This is a genomic window from Pseudomonas sp. URIL14HWK12:I5, assembly GCF_900176445.1.
In the GTDB taxonomy this organism is placed as follows: domain Bacteria; phylum Pseudomonadota; class Gammaproteobacteria; order Pseudomonadales; family Pseudomonadaceae; genus Aquipseudomonas; species Aquipseudomonas monteilii.
Genome location: NZ_FWXQ01000001.1, coordinates 746,844 through 767,510, shown reverse-complemented (window position 1 = coordinate 767,510; position 20,667 = coordinate 746,844). Strand labels below are relative to the sequence as shown.

Annotated in this window: 19 protein-coding genes; 15 read left to right on the top strand and 4 right to left on the bottom strand. The window is 64.9% G+C overall.

Translation table 11 applies throughout. From position 1 onward, the window contains the following. Nucleotides 1-87: 87 nt before the first annotated feature. From cobJ to cobG, 4 genes are read right to left on the bottom strand one after another with little or no spacing between them, the layout of a single operon-like run. Entirely contained in the window at nt 88-1,785 is a 1,698-nt protein-coding gene (gene cobJ / locus B9A31_RS03540) for a precorrin-3B C(17)-methyltransferase (RefSeq protein WP_081741844.1), read from the bottom strand. Beyond that, the gene (locus tag B9A31_RS03535; RefSeq protein WP_178092332.1) at nt 1,773-2,507 is read right to left on the bottom strand and encodes a precorrin-2 C(20)-methyltransferase; all 735 of its coding nucleotides are present in this window, start codon (nt 2,505-2,507) and stop codon (nt 1,773-1,775) included. Before B9A31_RS03535 ends, cobJ begins: the two co-directional genes overlap by 13 nt. Next, nucleotides 2,504-3,130 carry a precorrin-8X methylmutase gene (locus tag B9A31_RS03530; protein WP_016489386.1) on the bottom strand — a complete coding sequence of 209 codons (627 nt, stop codon included), beginning with the start codon at nt 3,128-3,130 and terminating at the stop codon, nt 2,504-2,506. Before B9A31_RS03530 ends, B9A31_RS03535 begins: the two co-directional genes overlap by 4 nt. Further along, nucleotides 3,123-4,454: a precorrin-3B synthase gene (gene cobG, locus B9A31_RS03525; RefSeq protein ID WP_019099777.1), complete on the bottom strand. Its 1,332-nt coding sequence runs from the start codon at nt 4,452-4,454 to the stop codon at nt 3,123-3,125. The genes B9A31_RS03530 and cobG overlap by 8 nt, the downstream gene beginning before the upstream one ends. 139 nt (nt 4,455-4,593) lie before the next feature. Between cobG and cbiE the strand changes: the two genes are divergently transcribed. From cbiE to urtD, 15 genes are all read left to right on the top strand, one after another. Continuing rightward, entirely contained in the window at nt 4,594-5,805 is a 1,212-nt protein-coding gene (gene cbiE, locus B9A31_RS03520) for a precorrin-6y C5,15-methyltransferase (decarboxylating) subunit CbiE (RefSeq protein WP_084296659.1), read from the top strand. After that, nucleotides 5,798-6,892, top strand: coding sequence for a cobalt-precorrin-5B (C(1))-methyltransferase (locus B9A31_RS03515; protein WP_084296658.1), 1,095 nt, complete (start codon nt 5,798-5,800; stop codon nt 6,890-6,892). Before cbiE ends, B9A31_RS03515 begins: the two co-directional genes overlap by 8 nt. Beyond that, nucleotides 6,889-7,608, top strand: coding sequence for a cobalt-precorrin-6A reductase (locus B9A31_RS03510; RefSeq protein WP_019098904.1), 720 nt, complete (start codon nt 6,889-6,891; stop codon nt 7,606-7,608). The genes B9A31_RS03515 and B9A31_RS03510 overlap by 4 nt, the downstream gene beginning before the upstream one ends. Nucleotides 7,609-7,697: 89 nt before the next feature. Then, entirely contained in the window at nt 7,698-8,135 is a 438-nt protein-coding gene (locus B9A31_RS03505) for an NfeD family protein (RefSeq protein WP_016712215.1), read from the top strand. 26 nt (nt 8,136-8,161) lie between these two features. Next, the gene (locus B9A31_RS03500) at nt 8,162-9,016 is read left to right on the top strand and encodes an SPFH domain-containing protein (protein WP_016712216.1); all 855 of its coding nucleotides are present in this window, start codon (nt 8,162-8,164) and stop codon (nt 9,014-9,016) included. 145 nt (nt 9,017-9,161) lie between these two features. After that, the gene (locus tag B9A31_RS03495; protein ID WP_019098903.1) at nt 9,162-9,551 is read left to right on the top strand and encodes a DUF2946 domain-containing protein; all 390 of its coding nucleotides are present in this window, start codon (nt 9,162-9,164) and stop codon (nt 9,549-9,551) included. A 46-nt stretch (nt 9,552-9,597) separates the two neighbouring features. Beyond that, nucleotides 9,598-10,083 (top strand): copper chaperone PCu(A)C, encoded by a 486-nt coding sequence (locus B9A31_RS03490; RefSeq protein ID WP_019098902.1) that lies wholly within the window; start codon nt 9,598-9,600, stop codon nt 10,081-10,083. Between the two features lie 22 nt (nt 10,084-10,105). Then, nucleotides 10,106-10,537 carry a DUF2946 domain-containing protein gene (locus B9A31_RS03485; protein ID WP_016712219.1) on the top strand — a complete coding sequence of 144 codons (432 nt, stop codon included), beginning with the start codon at nt 10,106-10,108 and terminating at the stop codon, nt 10,535-10,537. A 66-nt stretch (nt 10,538-10,603) separates the two neighbouring features. Continuing rightward, nucleotides 10,604-12,670: a TonB-dependent copper receptor gene (locus B9A31_RS03480; RefSeq protein WP_028698500.1), complete on the top strand. Its 2,067-nt coding sequence runs from the start codon at nt 10,604-10,606 to the stop codon at nt 12,668-12,670. A gap of 58 nt (nt 12,671-12,728) precedes the next feature. Continuing rightward, complete coding sequence (locus B9A31_RS03475) at nt 12,729-14,096, top strand: PepSY-associated TM helix domain-containing protein (RefSeq protein ID WP_084296657.1); 1,368 nt, start codon at nt 12,729-12,731, stop codon at nt 14,094-14,096. Between the two features lie 159 nt (nt 14,097-14,255). After that, nucleotides 14,256-15,662 (top strand): D-serine/D-alanine/glycine transporter, encoded by a 1,407-nt coding sequence (gene cycA / locus B9A31_RS03470; RefSeq protein WP_019098561.1) that lies wholly within the window; start codon nt 14,256-14,258, stop codon nt 15,660-15,662. Nucleotides 15,663-15,846: 184 nt separating this feature from the next. Further along, nucleotides 15,847-17,112, top strand: a complete 1,266-nt coding sequence (gene urtA / locus B9A31_RS03465; protein ID WP_016712223.1) for an urea ABC transporter substrate-binding protein — start codon at nt 15,847-15,849, stop codon at nt 17,110-17,112. Nucleotides 17,113-17,200: 88 nt separating this feature from the next. Beyond that, nucleotides 17,201-18,721 (top strand): urea ABC transporter permease subunit UrtB, encoded by a 1,521-nt coding sequence (gene urtB, locus B9A31_RS03460; RefSeq protein WP_371105410.1) that lies wholly within the window; start codon nt 17,201-17,203, stop codon nt 18,719-18,721. Further along, entirely contained in the window at nt 18,721-19,800 is a 1,080-nt protein-coding gene (urtC, locus tag B9A31_RS03455) for an urea ABC transporter permease subunit UrtC (RefSeq protein WP_019098563.1), read from the top strand. Before urtB ends, urtC begins: the two co-directional genes overlap by 1 nt. Continuing rightward, the gene (gene urtD / locus B9A31_RS03450; RefSeq protein WP_016712226.1) at nt 19,797-20,654 is read left to right on the top strand and encodes an urea ABC transporter ATP-binding protein UrtD; all 858 of its coding nucleotides are present in this window, start codon (nt 19,797-19,799) and stop codon (nt 20,652-20,654) included. Before urtC ends, urtD begins: the two co-directional genes overlap by 4 nt. Nucleotides 20,655-20,667: the final 13 nt, after the last annotated feature.

Genomic DNA, 20,667 nt, shown 5'->3' with positions numbered 1-20,667 from the left:
TGAATGCCCCGATGGGAATCATCGAGGGGCATTCACCCTATGCCGTAAACGACGAGGGAACAGGCATGAACCGGTTCCCTCGGTGCCTCACTCGGCAGACGGGTACCAGCGCGGGGTATACACCCACTGCTTGCCGTCGGCGCTGGGGAATTGGCAGGTCGTGGACGAGCCGACCAGAACCATGGTGCGCATGTCGACCATTTCTGGCAACAGCTCGGCCAATGTGACTACCTTCAGCGTCTGCCCCGGCCTACCGATGTCACGTCCAAGGACTACAGGGGTGTTGCCATCGCGATGCCGGCGCACAACCTCCAGTGCCACACCCAACTGATGAGGCCTGGCTTTGGAGATCGGGTTGTAGAAGGCCAGCACCAGGTCAGCCTGAGCCGCCAGGTCCAGGCGCTTCTCGATGATGGACCAGGGCTTGAGGTTGTCCGACAGCGACATCACGCAGAAGTCGTGACCTAGCGGTGCACCTGCCTGGGCGGCCGTTGCAAGCGAGGCCGAAACGCCAGGCAGGATCTCGAGGTCGACGCGGTGCCACGCCGGGTCACTGGACTCATGCAACGCTTCAAGCACCGCAGCAGCCATGGCGAACACGCCCGGGTCACCCGACGACACCACCACCACCGAACGGCCCTGGGCCGCCAGCTCGAAGGCATGCCGGGCGCGCTGCATCTCTTCACGGTTGTCGGTGCAGTGCAGCACCTGGTCGTCACGGAACGGCCCGGCCATGCGCACGTAGGTTTCATAGCCAAGTACGTCTTCGGCACGCGCCAGCTCTGCCTTCACCGCCGGCACCATCAGTTCGGCAGCGCCCGGCCCCAGGCCGATAACGGCCAGACGACCACGACGGCGGCCAACCTGCGCCACCTCGACCGGGGCAGGCGCCACGGCAATGGCCGCACCCTCAAGCTCGGTCAGCCGGGCATCGGGCAACGCCGCCGCAATCATGCTGGCCACCCCGTCTGGATTGGCAGCGAAGCGCAAGGCCACACCCAACGCCTGCGCGGCCTCATGCAAGCCGCTGTCGGCCATGGCCTGCTCGTCCGCCAGCAGACAGGCTACCGATGGCTCGGCGATGCCAGCCTGCTGCAGTGCGGCACGAATACCGTGCAGGTTACCGCCTGCAACAGCCACAACCACCGAACGCGGGTGAATCAGCAATTCGTCGCGGTTGGCCGGGCGCGCCTGATGCCCCACATGAATGGTGCGCCGAGCCGCCTCGCTGGCGGGTAACTGCGCCTGCTGCAGCCAAGGGGCATCACCTTCGATGCGCACCGATTCGCCGGCCAGGAGGTCGGAGACAAAGCGCTTGCCTTGCTCGATATCCGCCAGGGCATAGCCCTGTGGCGGGTTCAGCAAGCAGGTACCAAAACGCAGCTCGCCACTGGTGGTAATGGCAGCGGCAACCCCCAGTGCTTCAGCCAGTTCACGCGCCATCACGTTCACGCCGCTCAGGCCACCGAGTAACGGCACTACCGCGCTGCCATCTTCGGCCACGGCCAGCACCGGCGGCTCGACGCCCTTCTCGCTGAGCAGGCTGGCCAGGCTACGGATGACGATACCTGCAGCGCACAGGGCGATGATCGGCGTGTCCTGCTGGTACAGCCGGCGCAGGGTGTCGCCGAACGCGGTGTAGTGAAGGTCGACACCTTCGACCCGGCCTTCCAGGCCATGGATCGACGCCTGCGGGTAACGCTTCTGGATTCGCTGCGCGGTGGCCAGGCTGCCTGGGCCAAGGATGACGATGGCGGGTGCCTTGTGCATGTTCAACCCTGCCATTTTTCACCCGGCACGATGATCAGCGAGAAGTACGGCGACGACCGCGGGTCAACCAGGTCCAGCGGCACGATCTTCTGGTTGGCCATGGTGGCCCGCTCCACATACAGCGCACGCCCGTCCAGGCCCAGTTCGGCCAGCACCTCGCGCACCTTGGGGAAGTTGCGACCAAGCTTCATGATCACCGCAGCATCGGCGTCGGCCAGGCGGCGCTTGAGCTCTTCGGCCGGCAATACACCCGACAACACCGACAGGCTCTGGTTGCGGTAGACCAACGGCGCGCCCAGCACCGAAGCACCACCGAGCATCGAGCAGACGCCCGGGATCACTTCGGCCTCATACCGCTGCGCCAGGCGATCGTGCAGGTACATGTAGGAGCCGTAGAAGAACGGGTCGCCTTCGCAGATCACCGCCACGTCGCGGCCGGCATCCAGGTGCTCGGCCACCTGCACGCTGGCTTCGTCGTAGAAGTCGCTGATCACCTGTTCATAGGACAGCGGCGCTGGCAGGGCTTCGGTGGTAACCGGGTAGACCAGTGGCAGCAGGGTCTGCTCAGGCTGCAGGTGTGCCTCGATGATACCGAAGGCGTTGCCACGCTTGCCCTTGGCCACGAAGTAACCGACCACAGGCGCTTCGCGCAACAGGCGCAGGGCCTTGAGGGTGATCAGTTCAGGGTCGCCAGGGCCCACGCCCAGGCCCAGCAGTCGTCCACGCGGCGCCATCATTCCACCTCCGTGGCCAGGGCGTTGACCGCGGCGGCGGCCATCGCGCTGCCGCCCAGGCGGCCCTGCATGATCACGAACGGCACGCCACGGCTGTCGGCGGCGAGCATCGCCTTGGACTCGGCGGCGCCGACGAAACCGACCGGGAAGCCGAGGATCAGCGCCGGCTTGGGAGCGCCCGCGTCAATCATCTCCAGCAGGTAGAACAGCGCGGTAGGCGCGTTGCCGATCACCACCACGCTGCCTTCCAGGTATGGGCGCCACAGCTCGAGGGCTACGGCGGAGCGGGTATTGCCAGCATCCTTCGCCAGGCCTGGCACGCTCGGGTCGCGCAGGGTGCAGATAACCTTGTTGTCTGCGGGCAGGCGTGCCCGGGTAATGCCTTCAGCCACCATGTGCGCATCGCAAAGGATCGGCGCGCCGTTAAGCAGCGCTTCGCGCCCGGCCCGGCCGGCACCTTCGGAGAACTGCAGGCCGTCGATGGCATCGACCATGCCGCAGGCGTGGATCACGCGCACGGCGAGCTTTTCGAGGTCTGCGGGAATCCGCTCGAGCCGGGCTTCCTCACGGATGATCCGGAAGGAATTGCGATAGATCTCCTGACCATCGCGGATGTAGTCAATCATCAAGGTGCTCCGTCGGCAGGTCGAGCATGGCGCCTGCTTCATTCAAGGTAAGGTCGGTGGCGCGCAGGGCTCCGAAGCCCGGATGGCGCGCATCACGCAGGTACAGGTCATAACGGCCCGGTGAACGGGCCAGCAAAGTGGCCGGGGCTACATGAGCCACGGCGCAGGAACGGGGGCAACCGGACAGGTGCACGCTGGCGGGTACACCTGGGCCCAGCAGCGCGGCCAAGGCAACGGCGTCGGCCTTGGTCTCGCCAAGGGCCTTGGCGCAGCCGCTGGCGCCAGTGCAGGCGCTGATACGTGCCAAGGGTTCATGGTCGTGGCACAGCAAGCCCAGCGCAGACAGTTCGGCCTGGGCCTGATCGATGTGTCGTTCTTGCAGATTGGTCACCACCAGGCTTTGCCAGGGGCTAAGGCGCAGGCTGCCATCGCCCCATTCACGGGCAATACATGCAGCACCGCGCAACATGGCTGGGGTCAGGCGGCCTTGGGGCGGGGCAACGCCAAGGGCAAGGCCTCGAGCCTGGGGTAGCACCCCCAGCCAAGAAGCACGGTGTGGTTCGCGTCGCCATGTGAGCACAGCGTCGTCGCGGCGGATGTCCAGCCCGAGCCCATCGACGAAATCGCTTGCCGGGTACACCTCAAGCAACTGGCGCATGCGCGCCTGCGCAGGGGTTGCCAGGTCGAGAAAGCGCTCCAGCACGGCACGCACCAGCGCCAGACCTTGCTCCAGCGGCACCGCACCGAGCGCCAGGCCATCTGCCGGGCAACCCGCCAGGCCGAACGCCAGCCAGGTCTGCTGCTCCAGGCGCAGGGCCGACAGCCACAGGTCGTGAGGGTGTTCGAGCATGGCCAGGCGTTCGCCGGCATCCAGCTGCACGGCGAACTTGGCCGACAGTTGATGGAAGCGCGGGGTGCTTTCCAGCATAAGGAGGATCTGCTCGGCCAACGGCCGCGCATCCAGCAGCATGGCTGGGTCATGCCCGGCCAGCGGGCTTAGCATCAGGTTGCGCACATCATCACCGGCCGCTTCGCGGGGGCCCAGGCCGGCAAGGAGCAACGTGTCGATCAGCGCACGGTGCTCGCTGCCGATGCCACGAATTTGCAGGTTGCCACGGTTGGTGGCCTCGATCACACCGCCGGCGAAGCGCTCGGCCGCCGCCGCCACCGCTTCGGCCTGGCTGACCAGCAGCAGGCCGCCCGGCAGCTTGATGCGGCAGATGCCGCCGTCACGGGCACTGACGATGCGCCACAACCCCGGGCAGGCCGAGGGGCGGGGCGAAACGTTGGGAGCATGGGCCTGCGTCAAAGGGGCGTCCGGCAATCTGTGAAAATGCGCTTGAGTGTAGAAGGCGCGGTATTATGCCTGCTTTGTCCGGCGGCATGAAAAGCCGGTGGTCGAGCATCATTCGAGTTTGAGCAGATTTTTGGGTGCGCGGCCCCAAAATCTTGAAGAGGTATACATGGCACCCTGGCTGACAGTAGTAGGCATCGGCGAAGACGGCTTCAGTGGCCTGGGCAAACAGGCCCGGCGCGCGCTGCTGGGTGCTGCGCGGATCTTCGGCAGCCCGCGCCAGCTGGCCTTGCTGCCACGCTGCGTGCCCGGCGAACGGCTGGGCTGGCCAAGCCCGTTCTCGCTGGCCCCGGTGCTGGCCTTGCGCGGCGAGCCAGTGTGCGTGCTGGCCAGCGGTGACCCGATGTTCTACGGCGTCGGCGCCAGCCTGGCGCGCCAGGTGCCTGCCGATGAAATGCGCGTGCTGTCGATGCCCTCCTCTTGCGCCCTGGCCGCTGCGCGCCTGGGCTGGCCGCTGCAGGACGTGCAAGTGGTGTCGCTGGTCGCCCGCCCCTTGGCGGCGCTCAATGCCCACCTGCACAGCGGTGTGCGCTTGCTGGTGCTGAGCAACGATGGCGACAGCCCGGCGGCCGTTGCAGCATTGCTTCGCGAACGTGGCTTCGGGCCAAGCCGCCTGCGGGTTTTCGAACACCTGGGTGGCCAGGATGAACGCGCATTGGAGGGCACCGCCCAAAACTGGCCGCACGCCGAAACCGCAGCGCTCAACCTGGTGGCCATCGAATGCCTGGCCTCACCCGAAGCGCCACGCCTGCATCGCCTGGCCGGGCTGCCGGACATTGCCTTCCGGCACGACGGCCAGCTGACCAAGCGCGATGTCCGCGCTATCACACTGGCGCGCCTGGCGCCCCAGCCCGGCGAACTGCTGTGGGACGTGGGCGCCGGCTGCGGCTCGATCGGCATCGAATGGATGCGTGCCCACCCGGCCTGCCGCGCACTGGCCATCGAGGCCGACGAAGGCCGCCAGGGCTTCATCGAACATAACCGCGATGCGCTGGGCGTACCTGGCCTGCAACTGGTTCGCGGCAAGGCGCCAATGGCACTGCAAGGCCTGGAACAGCCCGATGCCATCTTCATCGGCGGCGGCGTCACCCGTGAAGGCGTGCTGGACTTTTGCTGGGCGAACCTGCGCCCCGGCGGCCGGCTGGTGGCCAACGCAGTGACCTTGCAAAGCGAACTGGCCCTGGCGCACTTTCGCGAACAGCACGGGGGTGAACTGACCCGCCTGCATGTCGCCCATGCCCAACCCTTGGGCACGTTCGACACCTGGCGCCAGGCGCTGCCGATCACCCTGCTGGAAGTGATGAAGCCCGCCGATGCGTGAAGAAACCCGCGAACAGCCGGCGCCCCTGCGCAGCGGCCTGACCACCGGCAGCTGCGCTACCGCCACCAGCCTGGCAGCGGCCAAGCTGCTGCTCACCGGCCAGCAAGACGATGCAGTGGATATCACCCTGCCCAAGGGCAAGGTGGTGCAGATGCGCCTGGAGTTCTGCCGCCTGATCGGCGAAGGCGCCGAAGCCGGCACCCTCAAGGATGCGGGCGACGACCCGGATGTGACACACGGCGCCTTGCTCTACAGCCAGGTGCGTCTGTTGGCCGAGACGAGCATCCGCTTTGTCGCGGGGATCGGCGTCGGCACCGTGACCCGGCCGGGGCTGGTGCTTGCGGTGGGCGAGCCGGCCATCAACCCGGTACCTCGGCGCATGATCACTGAACACCTGCAGCGCCTGGCCGATGAGTGTGGCTATCCCGGCGGTTTCGAGGTCACGGTCAATGTGCAGGGCGGTGAGCAACTGGCCCTGAAGACCATGAACCCGCGCCTGGGCATACTGGGCGGGCTGTCGATCCTCGGCACCAGCGGCATCGTGCGGCCGTTTTCCTGTGCAGCCTATATCGCCTCGATTCATCAAGGCATCGACGTGGCCCACACCAACGGCTACACGCATATCGCCGCCTGCACCGGCAACGCCAGCGAAGACACCATGCGCCGCGTCTACGGCCTGCCAGAAATCGCCCTGATCGAAATGGGTGATTTCGTTGGCGCAGTGCTCAAGCACCTGCGCAAGGTGCCGGTGCCACGCCTGAGCCTGTGCGGTGGCTTCGGCAAGATCAGCAAACTGGCGGCCGGGCACATGGACCTGCACAGCCGCCATTCCAGCATCGACCTGCCGCAACTGGCTGGCTGGGCTGCAGACATTGGCGCTGACGAAGCGTTGCAGGCCGCCATCATCGGCGCCAACACCAGCCAGCAAGCACTCGCTCTCGCTCATGCGGCCGGCGTTGCCCTCGGTGATGCCGTGTGTGCCCACGCCCTGGCCTTCGCCCGCAGCGTGGTGCCGGCACAGGTGCAAGTGGAAGTGTTCGCCATCGACCGCCAAGGCGGCATCGTTGGCCGGGCGGGCGTGCAATGACTGCGCGCATTCTGCTGTTGGGCGGCGTCACCGAGGCCCTGGCCATCGCCCGTCGCCTCGGCCCGCAGCACGTTTACAGCCTGGCGGGTATCGGCCGCGTGCCGCAGGACCTGCAATGCCAGGTGCGGGTCGGTGGCTTTGGCGGCGCTGAAGGCCTGGCCAGCTACCTGCGCGAGGCCGGTATCACGCTGTTGATCGATGCCACCCACCCTTACGCCGCGCAGATCAGCCGCAACGCCGCCAGTGCTGCGCGTATTGCCGGCATCCCGTGCTGGGCCTTGCGACGCCCGGCCTGGCAGGCGCAAGCGGGGGACGACTGGCGCGAGGTCGAGGACTGGGCGGCGTTGATCGAGGCGCTCAAGCCGTTTCGCAGGCCGCTGTTCACGCTGGGGCGAGAGCCGCTGCAACATCTGGACGAAATACCGCCGGAACAGTTCTGGACCTTGCGGGCGTTGGAGGCATGCCCTGGCAACGAGCGTTGCGAAGTGATTGGTGCCCGCGGGCCATTCCATATCGAGGATGAACGGGCGTTGTTCCGGCGCCGCAGGATCGATGTGCTGATCAGCAAGAACAGCGGCAGTGTGGCGACCGAACCGAAGCTCGAAGTGGCGCGGGAGTTGAATGTGCCGGTACTGATCCTGAAGCGCCCGGTGCTGCCGGAAGTTGACCGACAATTCGGCTCACTGACTGATCTGGCAACAGCGCTCCTACACTGATTTCAGATTTTTCTTCCAGCCTGCCAAGTGGCCCGATACCGCCCTACTGCCTTAAACTCAATTCCCCCACCCCGGAAGGTTTCACCCATATGGAAATGCAATGGTGGATCTGGCTGGTCTTCGGCATCGCGCTGATCCTGCTCGAACTGGTCCTGCCGACGTTCTTCATCCTCTGGTTCGGCATCGGTGCCGTGCTGGTCTCGCTCACCTCGCTGGCCGCCCCCAGTCTGCAACTGGACATGCAGGTATTGCTGTGGGTGTTGCTGTCGTCGGTCACCACCGCGTGTTGGTTCAAGCTGTTCCGGCGCAAGCAGCCGGATGTGCGCTGGACCGCCGACAGCGTGATCGGTGAAGTGGGCTTGCTGACCGCTGGCGTTTCGGAGTTCCAGAAAGGCCGCGTGCGCTTCCAGAAGCCGATTCTGGGTAACGAAGAATGGACCTGCATCGCCGACAGCGAGATCCCTGCTGGCGAGCGGGTGCGCCTTACCGCCATCGAGGGGAACACCGCCCGCGTCATCCGGGCCTGAACCTGCACTAAAAGGAATTTCGCATCATGACCAGCCTTATCGTCGTCGCGGCCATCGCCCTGTTCGTCCTGATCACCGTGTTCAAGGGGGTGCGTATCGTGCCCCAGGGCGAGGAATGGATCGTCGAGCGCCTGGGCCGCTACCACAGCACGCTCAAGCCCGGCCTGAACATCCTCATCCCCTACATGGATGTGGTCGCCTACCGCCTGCCGACCAAAGACATCATCCTCGATGTGCAGCAACAGGAAATCATCACCAAGGACAACGCAGTCATCGTCGCCAACGCGCTGTGCTTCGCCAAGGTGGTCGACCCGCAGAAGGCCTCCTACGGCGTGCAGAACTTCTCGTTCGCCGTCACCAGCCTGACCATGACTTCGCTGCGCGCCATCGTCGGTGCCATGGACCTGGACGAAGCCTTGTCCAGCCGTGAGCAGATCAAGGCACGTTTGCGCGATGCGATGTCGGAGCAAACCGAAGACTGGGGCGTGACCGTGCGCTCGGTAGAAATCCAGGACATCAAGCCCTCCGAGAACATGCAGCTCGCCATGGAGCGTCAGGCGGCAGCCGAGCGTGAGCGCAAGGCCGATGTAACCCGTGCCGAAGGCGCCAAGCAGGCGGCGATCCTTGAAGCGGAAGCACGCTTGCAGGCCGCCAGGCTGGATGCCGAAGCGCAGATCAGCCTGGCCGAGGCCTCGGCGCGGGCGATTTCGCTGGTGAAGGAAGCGGTGGGCAACGAGACCGTGCCGGCCATGTACCTGCTGGGCGAGCGCTATGTCGGGGCCATGGAGAACCTGGCGGGCAGCAGCAATGCCAAGGTGGTGGTGTTGCCAGCTGACCTGCAAGAGACCGTGCGGGGGTTGATGGGCCGCAACAAGGCCTGAGATTGATTTGACCTGCTTCGCGGGCACGCCCGCGAAGCAGACGACACCGCTTCAACTGCCCACCTGCGTCACTTCACCGCACCCCGCCATTTTTACCTATACTCCGCCTTACAATACCCACCACGATTCCTGACCGGATCTCTCCATGCCCCCACGTCGGCACATTGCCTGGATAGCCTGCCTTGCAGTGCTGTTCAACCTGCTGGCCATGCCGCTGTCTTCTGCTGCGCCCAAGGGCCCGGCCGAGCAGTTGCTGTGGGGGGCTTTCTGTTCCAGCATGGCCAACAAGGCCAAAGTCGACGTCCAGGCCCTGGCCAAGATCGACCTCGGCACGCAAAACGACGACAGCGCCAGCATGATGAACTGCTGGTGCTGCTCGGGCGCCGCACCGCTGCTGGCCCTGCCCGGCTACCCGCCACAGTTGCACAACCCGCCGACACTGCTCGCCGGGCTATTGTCGCCACCGGCTGACTACCAACCCTCGCCGCGCCAACTTTGGCCTGCGCTCAACCCCCGTGCCTCTCCGCTGGCCTGAGTTCATCACGCTGTCTGCCTGAACCTGAACAGAACGGAGATTCACCATGCTCAAGCACGCCCTCGTCATGGCCGCCCTGCTGCTGCCTGGCGCCTTTGCCAATGCCCACGAATACAGCGTGGGCGACCTGCACATCGCCCACCCCTGGTCACTGCAGTTACCACCCAACGCGCCGAACGTCGCGGCGTATTTCGTGGTGCACAACAATGGCAAGACCGATGACCGCCTGCTCAGCGTCAACAGCCCCATCAGCGATGACGCGCAACTGCACGAGCATGTCATGAGCGCCAGCGGCGCCATGAAGATGCAGCAGGTGCCCAGCGTGGTGGTACCTGCCGGCAAGGACCTGACCTTCGCCCCCAGCGCCTACCACGTGATGCTGATGCAGCCCAAGGAGCGCAGCCTGCTCACCGACGGCAAGCGCTTCCCGTTGACCCTGCACTTCGAAAAGGCCGGCAACATCACTGTTGAGGTGGCCGTGCAGAAGCAGGCGCCAGCGGACCAGCCGCAAGCCCACGAACACGCGCACTGACACCTGCTGACAGGCACTCGCCATGAGCCTGCCGCGCAACAGCATCAGCCGTACCACCCGCCCTGACCGCAGGCGCGCCGGTGGTGGATGGCTGAGCCTGTTCGCCATGTGGATGATCTTCATCGGCCCACTGATTTCCCAGTCGATGCCGATGGACCACCATGCCGGCATGAGCATGCCGATGGACATGCCGATGACGGCTGCCCATCAGCATGGCGGCGACACCCATCACGGCCACGGCAACGATGGCCAGCTGCATGTGATGTGGGAAAAGTGCGGTTACTGCAGCCTGTTGTTCAACTGCCCGGCCCTGCCCCAGGCCCTCAGCCCGCTCAGTGCCGGCAGTGTCGTCCCCACCCCCCACCTGCTTGCGCCAACGCACCAGGGCCATGCCCGGCAGGCTGTATTCCCCGGTGCGCGCAGCCGCGCCCCACCTTCCGCGATCAGCGTCTGAACCCACATTTTGCGCACGGAGCCAGGAGGCTTCGCGCTAACTCATGACTGATCGACTGGAATCATTATGTCCGGCTGCACCCCTGTTTTTGCCTTGTCCCTGCGTGGGACCATCGCCGCCCTGTGCGGCTCGCTGCTCGCGCCCGTGGCCCTGGCCGCCGACCCTGGCCATGAGGGCCATGTGCACGAAGCCCCCGAGCTGAGCCCGACGGTGATCACCGCCGTGGCCCCGAGTTCGCCGCTGACCGTGGTCACCAACCCGAAAGACCCGCGCCAGCCCGTACCGGCCAGCGACGGCGCCGACTACCTGAAGACCATCCCCGGCTTCTCGGCAATACGTGCCGGTGGCACCAACGGCGACCCGGTACTGCGCGGCATGTTCGGCTCGCGCCTGAACATCCTCACCAACGGTGGCCTGATGCTGGGCGCCTGCCCCAACCGCATGGACGCGCCCACGTCTTACATCTCGCCGGAAACCTACGACCGCCTCACCGTGATCAAAGGCCCGCAAAGCGTGATCTGGGGCCCGGGCGGCTCGGCAGGCACCATCCTTTTCGAACGCGAACCAGAGAAATTCGGCACCCTCGGCAGCCGGGTGAACGCCAGCCTGCTGGCCGGCTCCAACGGCCGCTTCGACAAGGTGCTGGATGCCGCCGCCGGCAACAGCCAGGCCTATGCCCGCTTCGTCGGTAACCAGTCTCGCTCGGACGACTACCACGACGGCAACAACGACACCGTGCCGTCGCGCTGGGAAAAATGGAACGGCGATGTCGCCCTCGGCTGGACGCCCGACCAGGACACCCTGCTGGAGCTGACTGCCGGCAAGGGCGATGGCGAGGCCCGCTATGCCGGGCGTGGTATGGACGGCTCGCAGTTCAAGCGCGAAAGCCTGGGCCTGCGCTTTGAAAAGTCCAACCTCGGCGAGGTGCTCGACAAGGTCGAGGCGCAGGTCTACTACAACTACGCCGACCATGTGATGGACAACTACAGCCTGCGCACCCCATCGGGCAGCGGCATGATGGGCATGCCGATGGTCAGCAACGTCGACCGCCGCACCATGGGCGCACGCATCAAGGCCACCTGGCGCTGGGCCGACGTGCAACTGATCGGCGGCATCGACGCGCAGACCAACGAACACCGCAAGCGCGGTGGCATGGGCGTGGACGCGCACAAGGGCCAGGCCTGGACCAAGGACGCCGACTTCCACAACTACGGCGCTTTCAGCGAACTGACCTGGTACGTCAGCGGTGAGGACCGGCTGATTACCGGTGCCCGCCTGGACCGCGCCTCGGCCCGTGACTTGCGCAAAGGCAGCGCCACCGAAGGCGACACTCGCGCCGACACCTTGCCCAGCGGCTTCGTCCGTTATGAGCACGACCTGGCAGCCATCCCGGCCACCACCTACATCGGCCTCGGCCACGCCCAGCGCTTCCCCGACTATTGGGAGCTGTTCTCGCCCAAGCTGGCACCACCGGGGGCGGCCAACGCCTTTGACGGTATCAAGCCGGAGAAAACCACCCAGCTCGACTTCGGCATCCAGTACCGCACCGAGCGCCTGGAAGCCTGGGCTTCGGGCTATGTCGGGCAGATCCGCGACTACATCCTGTTCGACTACCGCACCGGCATGATGGGCATGAGCACCTCCCAGGCCCAGAACATCGACGCCCGCATCATGGGCGGCGAACTGGGCGCGGCCTACCAGCTGACCGAAAACTGGAAGGCCGACGGCACGCTGGCCTACGCTTGGGGCAAGAACAGCAGTGATGGCAAAGCGCTACCGCAAATGCCACCCCTGGAGAGCCGCCTGGGCCTGACCTACAGCCGTGATGTGTGGAGCGTCGGCGCACTGTGGCGGTTGGTGGCGGCGCAAAACCGCATTGCCGAGAACCAGGGCAACGTGGTCGGCAAGGACTACGACAAGAGCGCCGGCTTCGGCGTGTTCTCGCTCAATGGCGCCTACAAGGTGAACAACAACCTCAAGCTCAGCGCGGGGGTCGACAACCTGTTCGACAAAACCTACGCCGAGCACTTGAACCTGGCCGGGAACGCCGGGTTCGGCTACCCGGCTACAGATCCACAGCCGGTCAATGAGCCAGGCAGGACCTTCTGGACCAAGGTCGATTTCAGCTTCTGACAACAACAACGGGCGCAACTTCGGTTGCGCCCATCAGCTGGTCACACAGGAGGTTCCCATGAGAGGAACACGCATCAATTTCTATAACCTGGCCTGGCGTTGGCATTTCTATGCGGGGCTGTTCGTGGCCCCGTTCATGATCCTGCTGGCGATCACCGGGATCATCTACCTGTTCAAGCCGCAGCTCGACCCGCTGCTGTACCGCGACCTGATGGTGGTCGAAGCCGGCCACCACCGACAGGGCGCCGATGCAATGCTGGCCGAAGTGCGCCAGGCCTACCCCAAGGCTCACGTCGGCCAGTACCTGCCGCCGCTGAACGCGGAGCGCAGTGCGCAGTTCGTGGTGCATGACGGCGGGCGTGAACTGAATGTGTTTGTCGACCCGTACAGCGGCAAGGTCCTCGGCGAGCAGGACGGCAAGCAAAACCTGCAAGCCATCGCCCGCGCCCTGCATGGCGAACTGATGGTCGGCACGGTTGGTGACCGCCTGGTGGAGCTGGCGGCCGGCTGGGGCATCGTGCTGGTGGTGTCGGGCCTGTATTTGTGGTGGCCGCGCGGACGCAACGGTGCCGGCGTGCTATGGCCACGGCTGTCGTCACGCGGCAGGCTGTTGTGGCGCGACCTGCATGCGGTAACCGGCTTCTGGGGCTCGGCCTTGCTGTTGCTGATGCTGGTCAGCGGCATGACCTGGACCGGCTTGTGGGGCAAGCAGTACGCCGATGTGTGGAACCGCTTCCCGGCGGCCATGTGGAACGACGTGCCCAAGTCGGACCAGCAGGCGGGTGAATTGAACAGTGCGCACCGCCAGACCGTGCCCTGGGCGATGGAGAACACGCCGATGCCGCAGTCCGGCGCGCACGCCGAACACGCCGGGCACCACATGATGTCGGACATGCCCGCAGCCCCCCAGGTGAGCGTGCAGCAGGTCGAAGACATCGCTACTGCCCGCCTGGTCGAGCCGGGTTACAGCATCACCCTGCCGACCACGGCAGACGGCGTGTTCACCATTGCCGTGTTTGCCGACGACCCGCGCAACGACGCCACCCTGCATGTCGACCAATATACCGGCAAGGTCTTGGCTGATGTGCGCTGGCAGGACTACAGCCCGGTCGCCCGCGCCACCGAGCTGGGGGTAATGCTGCACGAAGGCAAGATGTTCGGCGCCCTCAACCAGATCATCATCCTGCTGGTGTGCCTGATGATCCTGCTGGGCTCGGTGAGCGGGCTGGTGATGTGGTGGAAGCGCCGTCCAACGGGTGGGCTGGGCGTACCGCCGCTGCGCCATGACCTGCCGCGCTGGAAGACGGCGGTGGGGGTGATGCTGGTGCTGGGGGTGATGTTCCCGCTGGTGGGGGTGTCGATGGTGGTGATGTGGGTGGTGGATAGCCTGGTGGTACGCCGTCGTCGGGTGCTGGCCAGCGCCTGAGTTTTAGCCTGCGCCGGTTTACCCGCGAAGAGGCCGGCACAGGCAGAACACTGCTACCCAAATGTAGAGTCGATCTGTCGCGCCCCGAACTGGAACGCGCGTGTTAGCCTAGCCGGCTACCTCAGACAAGAAGACCGACCTTACAAGGGAATGCAGCCTATGACGCAAACCTCATCCACAGCACCCGAAGAGCAACACCTGCAACGCAACCTGACCAACCGCCACATCCAGCTGATCGCCATCGGTGGCGCCATCGGAACCGGCCTGTTCATGGGCTCGGGCAAAACCATCAGCCTGGCCGGGCCATCGATCATCTTCGTCTACATGATCATCGGCTTCATGCTGTTCTTCGTCATGCGCGCCATGGGCGAACTGCTGCTGTCGAACCTCAACTACAAGTCGTTCATCGACTTCTCGGCCGACCTGCTCGGCCCCTGGGCAGGTTACTTCACCGGCTGGACCTACTGGTTCTGCTGGGTGGTCACTGGTATTGCCGACGTGGTGGCCATCGCGGCCTATACGCAGTTCTGGTTCCCGGACCTTCCACAGTGGATACCCGCGCTGACCTGTGTAGGGCTGCTGCTGTCGCTGAACCTGGTCACCGTGAAGATGTTCGGCGAGATGGAATTCTGGTTCGCGCTGATCAAGATCGTCGCCATTCTCGGCCTGGTCGCCACCGGGCTGTACATGGTCATCACCGGCTTCACTTCGCCCAGCGGGCGCACGGCGCAACTGGCCAACCTGTGGAATGACGGCGGCATGTTCCCTAATGGCCTGATGGGCTTCTTCGCCGGTTTCCAGATTGCCGTGTTCGCGTTCGTCGGTATCGAACTGGTGGGCACCACCGCAGCCGAAGCGAAGAACCCGGAGCGCACCCTGCCACGGGCTATCAACTCGATCCCGGTACGGATCATCGTTTTCTATGTGCTGGCGCTGATTGCAATCATGGCCGTGACCCCGTGGCGCGACGTGGTGCCGGGCAAGAGCCCGTTCGTGGAACTGTTCGTACTGGCCGGCCTGCCGGCGGCAGCCAGCATCATCAACTTCGTGGTACTGACCTCGGCGGCCTCTTCGGCCAACAGTGGCGTGTTCTCCACCAGCCGCATGCTCTATGGCCTGAGCCAGGAAGGTGACGCACCCAAGGCGTTCGAAAAACTGTCGAGCCGCTCGGTGCCAGCCAACGGCCTGTACTTCTCCTGCACCTGCCTGTTGCTGGGTGCGGTGCTGATCTACCTGGTACCGAACGTGGTCGAGGCGTTCACCCTGGTGACCACCGTTTCGGCGGTGCTGTTCATGTTCGTGTGGACGCTGATCCTGCTGTCGTACCTGAAGTACCGCAAGCATCGTGCAGCGCTGCACCAGGCGTCGAAGTACAAGATGCCGGGCGGGCGCTTCATGTGCTACGTGTGCCTGGTGTTCTTTGCTTTCATCCTGGTGTTGCTGAGCCTGGAGGCAGATACGCGTTCGGCGCTTCTGGTGACGCCGATCTGGTTCGTGCTGCTGGCAGTGACTTATCAGGGTGTGCGCAGCAGACGTCATCCACGCTCGGCTGTGCGTAACGGCTGATAGCCCTGGGGCTGCTTTGCAGCCCCAATCCTGTGCACACAAATATCCCAGGCACCAATCTGGATCCAACCAACGCCCCAACACCTCGCACAACCCCTCTATTACGCACCTTCCGCCACTAGGCACACCCCTTGCAACCCCCTCCCCGCTTGCCCAACACATAAAAACTCAGCGGAGAGAGCACATGAAGCGTCGCAGTCTGATCAAGGCCTTTACCCTCAGCGCATCGATTGCGGCGATGGGCCTGAGCTGGAGTATCCAGGCCGCCGAGACCATCAAGGTCGGCATCCTGCATTCGCTGTCCGGGACCATGGCCATTTCCGAGACCTCGCTCAAGGACATGGCGCTGATGACCATCGACGAGATCAACGCCAAGGGCGGTGTGAACGGCAAGATGCTGGAGCCGGTAGTGGTCGACCCGGCTTCCAACTGGCCGCTGTTCGCCGAAAAGAGCCGCCAGCTGCTGACTCAGGACAAGGTGGCGGTGGTGTTCGGCTGCTGGACGTCGGTGTCGCGCAAGTCGGTGTTGCCTGTGTTCGAGGAGCTCAACGGCCTGCTGTTCTACCCGGTGCAGTACGAGGGCGAAGAAATGTCGCCGAACGTGTTCTACACCGGCGCCGCGCCCAACCAGCAAGCGATCCCGGCCGTGGAATACCTGATGAGCGAAGACGGCGGCAGTGCCAAGCGCTTCTTCCTGCTGGGCACCGACTACGTCTACCCGCGCACCACCAACAAGATCCTGCGCGCCTTCCTGCACAGCAAAGGCGTGGCCGACAAGGACATCGAAGAGGTGTACACGCCGTTCGGCCACGCCGATTACCAGACCATCGTCGCCAACATCAAGAAGTTCTCCGCAGGCGGCAAGACGGCGGTCATCTCAACGGTCAACGGCGACTCCAACGTACCGTTCTACAAGGAACTGGCCAACCAGGGCCTGAAGGCTACCGACGTGCCGGTGGTGGCGTTCTCGGTAGGCGAAGAAGAGCTGCGCGGCATTGACACCAAGCCGCTGGTGGGCCACCTGGCCGCCTGGAACTACTTCGAGTCGGTGGATAACCCGGTGAACCAGAAGTTCGTTGCCGACTGGAAGGCCTACGCCAAGGCCAAGGGCCTGCCGGGCGCCGACAAGGCCGTGACCAACGACCCGATGGAGGCCACCTACGTAGGTATCCACATGTGGGCGCAAGCCGTGGAAAAAGCCAAGTCCACCGATGTGGACAAGGTGCGCGAAGCGCTGGCCGGGCAAACCTTCAAGGCGCCATCGGGCTTCACCCTGACCATGGACAAGACCAACCACCACCTGCACAAGCCGGTGATGATCGGCGAAATTCAGGATGACGGGCAGTTCAGCGTGGTGTGGGAAACCGAACAGCCGCTGCGGGCGCAGCCGTGGAGCCCGTTCATTCCGGGGAATGACAAGCGCCCGGACTATGCAGTGAAAGGTAACTGAGTGCATTGGGGCTGCTTTGCAGCCCTTTCGCGGATAAATCCGCGCCTACAGGTTCAGCGCCGACCGTGTAGGAGCGGATTTATCCGCGATGAATCCACCGCCGATTTCCAGGATTACCCGCATGCTCAGACTCCTGCTCACCCTTCTCCTGCTATTGCCCTTGGCAACCCAGGCCAGCGAGGGCGAATTCTTCCTCACCGCCAAGCCCGCCGAGCAAGCCCAACTGCTCGAAAGCTGGGCGGCGCAACCCGATGCCACTCGCCTGCCGCTGCTCGAAAACCTGCGCCAAGGTCGCATCGCCGCTGACGACACCCGCAAAGTACGCCTGAACAACCGCCTGCGCGGCCTGATCGACAACGCCCTGGCCAGCCACCGGTTGCTCAGCGACAACAGCGACACCCGCCTGGCCGCCGCCCAGCAACTGCAAAAAAGCGCACAACCTGCGCAAATGGCCTTCCTCGACCGGCGCTTCGCCAGCGAAACCGACACCGCCGTGCACGCCGCCCTCGGCCTGGCCTTGGCCAACCTGCAACTGGGCGCCAGCGAGCCGGCAGTACGCCTGGCCGCCGTGCGCCTGCTGGGCGAAACCGGCGACCCGCTGGCCCGCACCCGCCTCGAAGCCCTGCTACAACCCGATGCAGAAAGCGACCCAGGGGTGCGCACCGCTGCCGAAACCAGCCTGGCCCAGGTCAAGCGCAAGCTGCTGGTCGGCGAGCTGCTCGGCCAGGCCTTCAGTGGCCTGTCGCTGGGCTCGATCCTGCTCCTGGCAGCACTCGGCCTGGCCATCACCTTCGGCCTGCTCGGGGTGATCAACATGGCCCACGGCGAAATGCTGATGCTGGGCGCCTACAGCACCTACATGGTCCAGGTGCTGGTGCAGCGCTACGCCCCGGACGCCATCGAGTTTTACCCGCTGATCGCCCTGCCGGTGGCCTTCGCCATCAGCGCCGGGGTCGGCATGGCGCTGGAGCGCACGGTCATCCGTCACCTCTACGGCCGCCCATTGGAAACGCTGCTGGCCACCTGGGGCATCAGCCTGATCCTGATCCAGGCCATCCGCCTGCTGTTCGGGGCGCAGAACGTCGAGGTGAGCAACCCGGCCTGGCTGTCGGGCGGCATCCAGCTGCTGCCCAACCTGGTGCTGCCGTACAACCGCCTGGTCATCATCGGCTTTGCCCTGGCCGTGGTGCTGCTCACCTGGCTGCTGCTCAACCGCACGCGGTTGGGCCTGAACGTGCGCGCCGTCACCCAGAACCGCAACATGGCTGCCTGCTGCGGCGTGTCCACCGGGCGCGTCGACATGCTCGCCTTCGGCCTGGGCTCTGGCATTGCCGGGCTCGGCGGCGTGGCCCTGAGCCAGGTCGGCAACGTCGGCCCGGACCTGGGCCAGAGCTACATCATCGATTCGTTCCTGGTGGTGGTGCTGGGCGGCGTCGGCCAACTGGCCGGCAGCCTCTGGGCCGCCTTCGGCCTTGGCATCGCCAACAAGCTGCTGGAGCCGCAGATCGGTGCCGTGCTTGGCAAGATCCTCATCCTTGCGTTGATCATTCTGTTCATCCAGAAACGCCCGCAAGGCCTGTTCGCCCTCAAGGGACGGGTAATCGACTGATGAACCAGCCACTGCTTGTCACCGCTACGCAAAAGGCCGGGCCGCGCCTGACGCTGGCCATCGGCGCCCTCGTCGTCCTGCTGCTGGTCGCCCTGCCGCTGTTGTCACTGCTGCCGGCGGACCATGCCTTGCAAGTGTCGGCCTACACCCTGACCCTGGTCGGCAAGATCCTCTGCTACGCCATCGTCGCCCTGGCCCTGGACCTGGTCTGGGGCTACGCCGGCTTGCTGTCGCTGGGCCACGGCCTGTTCTTCGCCCTGGGCGGCTACGCCATGGGCATGTACCTGATGCGCCAGGCGGCAGGTGACGGCCTGCCGGGGTTCATGACCTTTCTGTCGTGGACCGAGCTGCCGTGGTACTGGGCCGGCACCCAGCATTTCGCCTGGGCTCTGTGCCTGGTGGTGCTGGCGCCGGGGCTGCTGGCGCTGGTGTTCGGCTGGTTTGCCTTCCGTTCGCGAATCAAGGGCGTGTACTTCTCGATCATGACCCAGGCCCTGACGTTCGCCGGCATGCTGTTGTTCTTCCGCAACGAAACCGGCTTTGGTGGCAACAACGGCTTCACCAACTTCCGCACCATTCTCGGTTTCGACATTACCGCGCAAGGCACCCGGGCCGTGCTGTTCCTGCTTACCGTCGGTTTGCTGCTGGCCAGCCTGTACCTGTGCTGGCGCCTGACCCGTAGCAAATTCGGCCGCCTGCTCACCGCCGTGCGCGATGCCGAAAACCGCCTCATGTTCTGTGGCTACGACCCGCGTGGTTTCAAGCTGCTGGTGTGGGTGCTGAGCGCTGTGCTGTGCGGCCTGGCGGGTGCGCTGTACGTGCCACAGGTGGGCATCATCAACCCCAGCGAGATGTCGCCGACCAACTCCATCGAAGCCGCCGTGTGGGTGGCCCTGGGCGGGCGTGGCACGCTGATCGGCCCGTTGCTCGGTGCCGGCCTGGTCAATGGCATGAAAAGCTGGTTCACCGTGGCCTTCCCGGAGTTCTGGCTGTTCTTCCTTGGCGCGCTGTTCATCCTTGTCACCCTGTACCTGCCCAAAGGCGTGGTCGGCCTGTTGAAGAAAAGGAGCCAGCCATGAGAGGCGTGCCCCCGGTCCACCCGGAATTCATGCTGGAACCTGTGTTCGACAACCTGGGCGCCGGCCGTGATGCCATCGGCCTGGGCCAGAGCCGCAAGGCCGGCCTGGATACCCGCCACGGCACGGTGCTGAGCCTGGAGGACATCAGCGTCAGCTTCGATGGCTTCAAGGCACTCAACGCGCTGAACCTGTACATCGGCGTGGGCGAACTGCGTTGCATCATCGGCCCCAATGGCGCCGGCAAGACCACGATGATGGACGTGATCACCGGCAAGACCCGCCCCGACACCGGCAGCGCCTATTTTGGCGACACCCTCGACCTGACCCGCATGAGCGAATACCAGATCGCCCAGGCCGGCATTGGCCGCAAGTTCCAGAAGCCCACGGTATTCGAGGCGCTGACCGTGTTCGAGAACCTGGAGCTGGCGCTGAAGACCGACAAGTCGGTGTGGGCCAGCCTCGCGGCGCGCCTGGGCGGTGAGCAGCGCCAGCGCATCGAAGAGGTGCTGACCACCTTGCGTCTGCTGCCCCTGGCTCAACGTCAGGCCGGCTTGCTGTCCCATGGGCAGAAGCAGTTCCTGGAGATTGGCATGTTGCTGGTGCAAGAGCCGCAATTGCTGCTGCTGGACGAACCGGTGGCCGGCATGACCGATGCCGAGACCGAGTTCACCGCCGAGTTGTTCAAAGGCCTGGCCGGCAAGCACTCGCTGATGGTGGTGGAGCATGACATGGGGTTTGTGGGGAGCATTGCCGACCATGTGACCGTGTTGCACCAAGGCAGTGTGCTGGCAGAAGGTTCGCTGGAGCAGGTGCAGGCGGATGAGCGGGTAGTTGAGGTGTATTTGGGCCGATGATCTATTCCAAGGA